The organism is Synechococcus sp. CS-1328, from assembly GCF_025128095.1.
Lineage (GTDB): Bacteria > Cyanobacteriota > Cyanobacteriia > PCC-6307 > Cyanobiaceae > CBW1002.
Genome location: NZ_JAHLYT010000027.1, coordinates 1 through 7,343, shown reverse-complemented (window position 1 = coordinate 7,343; position 7,343 = coordinate 1). Strand labels below are relative to the sequence as shown.

The 7,343-nt window shown below is 54.4% G+C and carries 5 protein-coding genes and 3 pseudogenes; 5 read left to right on the top strand and 3 right to left on the bottom strand.

Annotation, left to right across the window (positions count from 1 at the left end; all coding sequences use genetic code 11):
- The first annotated feature begins 623 nt into the window (after positions 1-623).
- Together KQ310_RS04285 and KQ310_RS04280 are read left to right on the top strand one after the other, a co-directional pair.
- The gene (locus KQ310_RS04285) at positions 624-2,237 is read left to right on the top strand and encodes an ATP-binding protein (RefSeq protein WP_259720549.1); all 1,614 of its coding nucleotides are present in this window, start codon (positions 624-626) and stop codon (positions 2,235-2,237) included.
- Positions 2,161-2,619: a response regulator gene (locus tag KQ310_RS04280; protein WP_311134697.1), complete on the top strand. Its 459-nt coding sequence runs from the start codon at positions 2,161-2,163 to the stop codon at positions 2,617-2,619. The genes KQ310_RS04285 and KQ310_RS04280 overlap by 77 nt, the downstream gene beginning before the upstream one ends.
- Positions 2,620-3,363: 744 nt before the next feature.
- On the opposite strand, the pseudogene KQ310_RS15970 reads toward KQ310_RS04280, so the two are convergent.
- Positions 3,364-3,535, bottom strand: a pseudogene (locus KQ310_RS15970) (IS21 family transposase); the annotation flags it as partial.
- A gap of 781 nt (positions 3,536-4,316) precedes the next feature.
- Between KQ310_RS15970 and KQ310_RS04270 the strand changes: the two are divergent.
- The 3 genes from KQ310_RS04270 to KQ310_RS04255 all read left to right on the top strand — a co-directional run bounded on the left by KQ310_RS04270 (position 4,317) and on the right by KQ310_RS04255 (position 6,168).
- The gene (locus tag KQ310_RS04270; protein WP_259720546.1) at positions 4,317-4,784 is read left to right on the top strand and encodes a hypothetical protein; all 468 of its coding nucleotides are present in this window, start codon (positions 4,317-4,319) and stop codon (positions 4,782-4,784) included.
- A gap of 409 nt (positions 4,785-5,193) precedes the next feature.
- Positions 5,194-5,616, top strand: a complete 423-nt coding sequence (locus KQ310_RS04260; protein ID WP_259720545.1) for a hypothetical protein — start codon at positions 5,194-5,196, stop codon at positions 5,614-5,616.
- A gap of 18 nt (positions 5,617-5,634) precedes the next feature.
- Positions 5,635-6,168: a transposase gene (locus KQ310_RS04255; protein ID WP_259720544.1), complete on the top strand. Its 534-nt coding sequence runs from the start codon at positions 5,635-5,637 to the stop codon at positions 6,166-6,168.
- On the opposite strand, the pseudogene KQ310_RS04250 reads toward KQ310_RS04255, so the two are convergent.
- Positions 6,064-6,339: pseudogene (locus KQ310_RS04250) on the bottom strand (IS3 family transposase); the annotation flags it as partial. The gene KQ310_RS04255 and the pseudogene KQ310_RS04250 sit on opposite strands and share 105 nt — an antisense overlap.
- A gap of 4 nt (positions 6,340-6,343) precedes the next feature.
- Positions 6,344-7,246: pseudogene (locus KQ310_RS04245) on the bottom strand (IS30 family transposase); the annotation flags it as partial.
- Positions 7,247-7,343: the final 97 nt, after the last annotated feature.

Here is a 7,343-nt window from a genome sequence, read left to right as displayed (position 1 = left end):
TGTTCATCTCTTCAAGAAACACTTCCTTGCGCGTCTTCTTGTGGAGGGGGTCCAGCCCCAGCGTGATTTGGTTCATGCCCCTATCTTCTCCTCACGCCGTTTGCCAGTTCAACGGAAGGGAGGTTTTGCAGACCTTCCCTAACGGGGCGGTCGATATTTTTTTGAGCGTCCCGAAGTGAGATCTTATGACAAAAATCACAACAATATAGTTATCTTATTTCGAAAATGTTTGCAAACGTCTAAACTACCATTTTGGGCAAAGCAAGTGCGATTGCTCGCACTTAGACCCGTTTTCCCTGTGCCCAGATGGCTTGCATAGACTCAGCTTGTGCAACAACGGCCCTGTTTGGTCTCCGCTGCTCCTCGCGTGATTTTAAAAACCTCCTCTTGATGAAGGATCGTGGGTAAAACACGATTTCTCTCAGCAGCAACAACATCAACATCCCAGCATCATCACCTGCGACAGAAATGCCTAACTCGACCCGCTTTCCTCTAATGCCAAGTGTGCAGCTGATATTTGGATGCCTCGACAAATGAATTTGTATCATAGGCTCTCTACAATGATGCTGAGAGTATCAAACTATTTCGGTGAAAGATCTGATGATAGATTGTATAGACGCACCTTGATCGCCTCGCTGGTAGCCGTTGGCCTGATAGTCTCGTTGATTATTTTGATGATATGGTTTCTGAAAAGCAGTTTTTTGGAGAAGTTGGAGCAAGAACTTGACACACAGATGCAGTTGTTGGTTGTCAATGCGCGAGAAGGCTTGAACCTTGCAGACTTTGTAGCCAAGCAGGCTCGATCTGAGTGGTTAGAGAGCGGAAAAATTCGTCCGCATTCTCTTCAGACAGATGGCTTTCCGAATTACGAAGGATCTATTGTTCAAATTGCTATAATTGATGCAGAAGGCTATCTCAGTGCATCTTCACTCGACAGCAGACCAGCAAAGATTTTTTTGGGAGATCGGCCTCACTTCATTGCATTGAAAGAAACTGTAAACGATCAGATTTATATCAGTAAGCCCGTGATTGGTCGAATTTCAGGACTTGAAACAGTGCAGTTCTCGCGCCCAATAATAGCATCGGATCAGAGATTTTTAGGCGTTGTAGTGGTCAGTATTGACGTTAATGTATTTCTTTCATCTGAGATGGAATCTTTAACGCGTGCAGGCACTGTTTTTGCCTTTGTTGGTGAGGATGGCATTGTCAGGTTCGGATCAAAGAGACGGCCTGAGGAAATCCAATATCAAACCAGCGGGAACTTACTCGACAGGCCTAGACATTTGATTGATCACATTGATCTCTATAAGGGTAACTTTTTGACACGGAGCATCTTGGTCGGAGAATATCCGTTACGACTGCTTTCTGCAAAGTCCAAGCTACCCGTTCAATCGAGTATCCAGATCATCTACGTCACTGGAGCGATTACTGCATTTATTTTTATTTTTGCCATCTCTGCTTCTGCGGGTAGCACACTCAAAATACTTGATTCGAGGCGCAGGACGATGATGCAGCTTCATGCGAGTCAGATCAAGGCAAATTCTGCCAATTTGATGAAATCAAGATTTGTTGCGGGGATTTCTCACGAGCTTAGAACTCCCTTGAACGGAATTCTTGGTTTCGCAGAGCTGTCAGTGCTCAGCGAAACCATCGAGGATTCGAAGCGGTATTCTGAAGTGATTTTCAGCAGCGCCCAGAAACTTCATCACCTGGTGGTCATGTTGCTCGACTTGGCAAGAATTGAGGCTGGCCAGATGGCGTTGACACTCACCAAAATAAATACAGAAGAGTTCTTTCAATCTGCCATTGCTTCGCATCGTCACGTTGCAGACATTAAAGAATTGGCACTTGGTCTGAATGTGTCAAAGTCCGCTCCTGCAATGTTTGTGACCGACCGAATAAAATTGATGCAGGTGATTGATCAAGTCCTTGGCAATGCTGTGAGGTTCACCGAATCAGGAGCAGTCTTTGTCAATGTTGAGAGACATCAAGGAACATGGTCTATAAAAGTGATGGACACCGGTGTTGGTATGACCGAGGATCAAGTTCGGCGTGCATTTGATCGTTTCGGTACCATGCAGCGCACCGAATTATCCAAGACGAAAGGGGAGGGTCCAGGATTGGGTCTTTCGTTGTGTCGCGAACTGCTGGAAATCTTGGATGGGACGATCGACCTGCAATCTGAAGTACACAGCGGCACCACTGTATCGATCAAATTTAAAGACCACAATGAATAGTTCTCACGCAACCAACACGGTGCTAGTGGTAGACGATGTCTGCCACAATCGACTGATTGCACGTATTTACTTGCAGATGCTGGGCTGGACTGTGCTTGAAGCTGACTCTGGCCACGCGGCAGTGAAGATTTTGCAACAAATCAGACCAAGTCATATTCTTTTAGATATCAAGATGCCCGACATCGACGGAATTTCCGTGTTAAAATTTATACGCGAAACGCTTCGTTATGATGATGTTTGTGTCATCGCCTACACGGCTCATGCACACGAGGAAGAATTGAGAAAAATGCTCCTGCTTGGATTTGACTCGGTGGTGGTGAAGCCCATCTTATATGAAAATGTATCGTCGAGATTCGGCCCAGTAAATATTCATGCAATTTAGATTGGATGTTCATTGCTGGGGTATCGATGGACCGTAGGGTTTGCTCAAAATCCGGGTCTCATAATTTCAATTCATCAGGTTGATTTTGTAATGGGCTTTGCTCTGTTGTGAAGGCTGTTGCGGTGAGATGGCTCAAATATGGATTTTGGCGCGGAGCTTCTCGATCGTTATTGAGCTGCAGATGAGCAAGCGATCAAGCTGATCATTCGGCAGCACAAAGCTCCTGCGCATACCACTGCTCGGCTGCGTCGAACGTGATGCCGTTTACGATGTCCGAAGGGAAGGCCGCGCGTGGGACTTGTTTCGCGCAGGGTTCATGCATCGAAGTTCGTGCAGCCAGCCGTCACCGCTCACGTTCCAGCGGGGATGTCCAGTAGATTGCCCCGGCCCTTCGATCTCAAGGCCCAGACAGGTTGTTCCTGATGGGAGGCAAAAGCCAAAACTCAGAGGAGTTAGGGATGGTGTTCAAAACTGGTTCAGCGAAGCTCGCTGCCCGCATGAATCTCGCGACATGAAACTGCGATGCCGGTCTCGATCGATTTCAGCGCAGCAAGGGCCGACTTCTCACTCCTTTTAGGCGCCATGCGGGTCGATCGGCGCGCTTTAGACCCTGCCACAGCAGCATGAGTGTCACGCCCTTGCGGTCGAGTTCGCGGTGGATGCGGCCCCAGTCGGGGGTGATGTAGGGCTGGGAGGTGGTGGCCTTGGGCAGCAGGGCGGAGGTCAGTCGCTGCTCGCTCCAATCCTGGACAGTCTCCCAATCCAGGCCAGCAGCATGGGCCAGGCCAACGTACTTGGCCACGGCCCCTTTGGAGATGTTGAGGGTGGCGGCGACCTGCTCGTGAGAGAGGTCGGCCTGCCACTTCAGGCGGATAACGTCTTTGATCATGCGTAGAGAAATTCGAGGTTTGGGCATCCGGCTCCTGAAGGCAAAAGCCGTCGAGGTTAGGACGTCCGGGTTGAGTTCTCTACGCAGCACCGCCTGGCTTCAGATCCCACAAAAACGTGGACTGAAACGGCGGTCACGATGACCGAAATGATCGGTCACGATGCCGAAACGGTCGGTCACGATGAACCGAAAACGGAGTCGGTCACGATGGGCCGAAATCCTCGGTCACGATACCGAAATCAGCGGTCACGTTGGTCCGAAATACCCAACCAACTCCATCTCGTTGAGGAACACCGCCTTGCGCGTGCGCCTCGTGCTCAGGTTGAGTCCCAGCTCGGCTTGTTTCTTCATGACCGATTGTTTCGCTTCGCCAGCCTTCACAGCAGTGCAGACCGTACGGGGGTTTGAACCCCACCAATAGTTTGTCGGTACTACAATAATAAAAACTATCTTAATGTTTACAAAAATGATGTTTTGGAATCTTTGGGAGGGTGGTGGGGTGGGCTTTGCGACCCGACTCCGCCGCCTTGGCACGCGGTGGCGTCTGATGTGTCGACTGCAAGGCCACTTCAGCGGCAGCCAAGCCCGCCACTCAGTGCACGCTTCGCAAAGCGAGAGCGATCACCAGGGGATCTGTTTGTCGGCGGTGCCCGGCGAGACGGCCCTTTCGCCTCACGCTGGCGTGCTCCGATCCCGGCCAGCGCGTTCGACGTTTGGGTCTCGGCGGGCCGGGCGTATCGAGCGAACTTGCATGCGGTCAGGTGTCAGCTTGGAACCGATACACCTTACGCCGATGGCTGGTTGGTGCTTGACATTCGGGTTGCTTCGTATTAGTTCGTTCGGCGTCACGTCAGCTGCACTGCTTGTGGTGGCCGCCTCGCTGGCGCCAACACCTGCTAGTGCAAGCTGGGAGCTGGTGCTTCACGCGGTGAGTCACCACGTCGATCCGCCAGTTGTGGGGCGCTGGAATGAGCGCAACTGGGGGCTGGGACTGCGTAAAGAGTTGGACAGCACCAGGTCGTTGCACGCAGGCGCGTACCGAAACAGCAATTTCGCGACTTCAGTCTATATGATCATGGACTGGAGACCAATCGAGAGCGGTTCGTTGAACTGGGGGCTCTTTGGTGGCGTGGTGAGCGGGTACAAGGGCCCTCTCGCGGCGGGGCTGATCGCCCGAATGGAGTACAGCGGTGTCAGCGCCACTGTCCGAGGTTCTCCCAAGGCGCACCGAACCGGAAGTGCAGTGATCGCGTTTGAGGTGGGCTACCAGTTCTGAAAAGTTGAGCGACCACTGGCGCAACGCCAAGGCCCTCCCTCCGATCTCTCGCCACCAACCGCCCCACCACCGGTGCTGTCGCTTGATCACCCGGCGCATGTTCTTGAGCTGTTTGGCGTGCGCGTACCGCCCAACCTTGAACCGAAGAAGCAGGCCCTCCTTGGCAAAGGTCTGCTTGAGCTCGATGCCAGCATCCTGCGCAGCTTGAACCAGCTGCATCCAGTAGCTTCGAATCCGTGGGGTGCGCCATTGCGTATTTCAGTCCTTCGTGGACGGCGTTTCAGTCTGATCGTGGATGCTGTTTCAGCGCCATCGTGGACGGTAGGGGGGGAGCGCGCAGGTGATCTTTCCACCGGCATAGGCTTGCCGCTTTTTGCGGTTCCAGCCAATGCCTACAAACAGAGTCACCATGCGCCGTATCCGAGAGGCATTGCGCCTGCACCTGCAGGCAGTATTGAGCTACAGCGAGGTTGGCCGAGCGCTCAAGTTTTCAAAGAGCGCGGTCGGCAAATACGTCTCGCTGGCCAAGGTGGCCGGCGTTGATTGCGCCGTGGCCGACGGCCTCGATGATGCTGAGCTGGAGTCTCGTCTGTACCGCCCAGCGGTGCCACGAGCCAAACGCCAACGCACCATCGTTGGCCGCCTGCAGCGCGAGATTGACCGCAAGGTCAGTGCTATCGGGCAAGCTGTGCGGGAGGCGCTCGCAGAGACTTTGAACAAGGCCCGGCGCATCGTGTCCCAGAGCGCTCAACGCAAAGTGGCGGATGGACAGTCCAAGCTCTACGCCTGGCACGCGCCCGAGGTGGACTGCATCAGCAAGGGAAAGGCCTAGCAGCCTTACGAGTTCGGGGTGAAGGTGGGTATCGCCAGCACGCTCAAGGGCAACCTGATCGTGGGCGCCCGGGCGTTTCACGGCAACCCGTACGACGGGCACACCTTGCACGAGCAACTGGAGCAGGCCACGATCCTGATGCAGGGCAGCACAGCCAGACCAGCGGCGGCCTTCGTGGATCTGGGCTATCGGGGTGTGGACGCTGACTTGCCCGATGTGCGCATCGTGCACCGGGGCAAAGCCAAGCGTATGAGCGAAGAGGAGAGAAAGCTGCTCAAACGGCGCCAGGCCATCGAACCGATCATTGGCCACCTCAAGAGCGATCACCGCATGGAGCGCTGTCACCTCAAGGGTGAAACTGGCGACCGGCTGCACGCTGTGCTGTGCGCGGCGGACTACAACATCAAATGGCTGTTGTGGGCTGCTGCCGGTTCCGTTGACACCGACCTAAGCTTCTTGAGCTTGCTCGAACTGTACGGGACTGAGATAGCCGAGCGTCGAATGCCGACGCGTCGGGTTGTAGAAGCACTCGATGTAATCGAACACGTCTGAACGGGCCTGCCCTCGCGTTCGATACACCTTCCTGGCCGTGCGCTCGGTCTTGAGCGAGCTGAAGAAGCTCTCCATGGCCGAGTTGTCCCAGACCTCGCCGGCCCGGCTCATGCTGCAAGTGATGTCCTGTTCATCCAGCAGCTTCTGGAAGTGCTCGCTGGTGTACTGGGCGGATTCAACCGGTCGTCGCAACACCGGGTTGATCAGCCGATTTTAGGTAGTCGTTGAGGGCATCTGCCGGAGTCTTCCAACCCAACGTCTTGCGCGGCCTGTTGTTCAAGGTCAGTGCCACGGCCTGAATCTCTTGTTCACTCCACCGAGACAAGTCGGTTCCCTTGGGGAAGTATTGGCGCAGCAGCCCGTTCGTGTTCTCGTTCGTACCGCGCTGCCATGGACTGCGAGGATCGGCAAAGAAGACTTTCACCCCGGACTCAACTGTGAACCGTGCGTGGTCGGACAACTCCTTGCCACGATCCCAAGTCAATGACTGCCATAGCTGGGTAGGCAGTTTGTTCACTGTTCTCTTGAGGGCGTTGGCCATGGTGATGGCACCGTACCCCGCCAGCGCCGGACCATTCTTTGTTCGAGGGGTCAGTCCATAGCCTTCCTCGCGCGGCAGGTGCACGAGCATGGTGAAACGGCTTGACCGTTCCACCAATGTTCCAATGGCTGACCTGTCCAGGCCGATGATCAGGTCCCCCTCCCAGTGACCGGGTACTGCACGATCTTCTATCTCAGCAGGGCGACTAGAGATCATCACCTCTTCACTGACGTGTGCCCATGCCTTGGCTTGGGACCTGGCCCGTGGGGTGCGCAAAGCACGCCCTGTACGCAGGTAGCTCACAAGCTCACGCTTGAGGGCACCTCTGCCTTGGATATAGAGCGCCTGGTAGATGGCTTCGTGAGAGATGCGCATGGACGGATCATCCGGGAAGTCGACCTGCAGGCGGTTTGCAATCTGCTCTGGCGACCAGCCATTGACCCATTTGCGATCACCACGATGAGGCTTGTTGCGGCCGATGAAAGGGGCCTGTCGAGGTCCCGCCACCTCCAGCCCTTGGGCATCACGGATCTTGCCCTCCCCCCGCGTCAGAATAGTTGTCGCCTCCATAGATCAACCCAGGGGGCGGCGATGAAGGACGAAAGTGGCTCGATACGGACAAGCATTCAAAGAC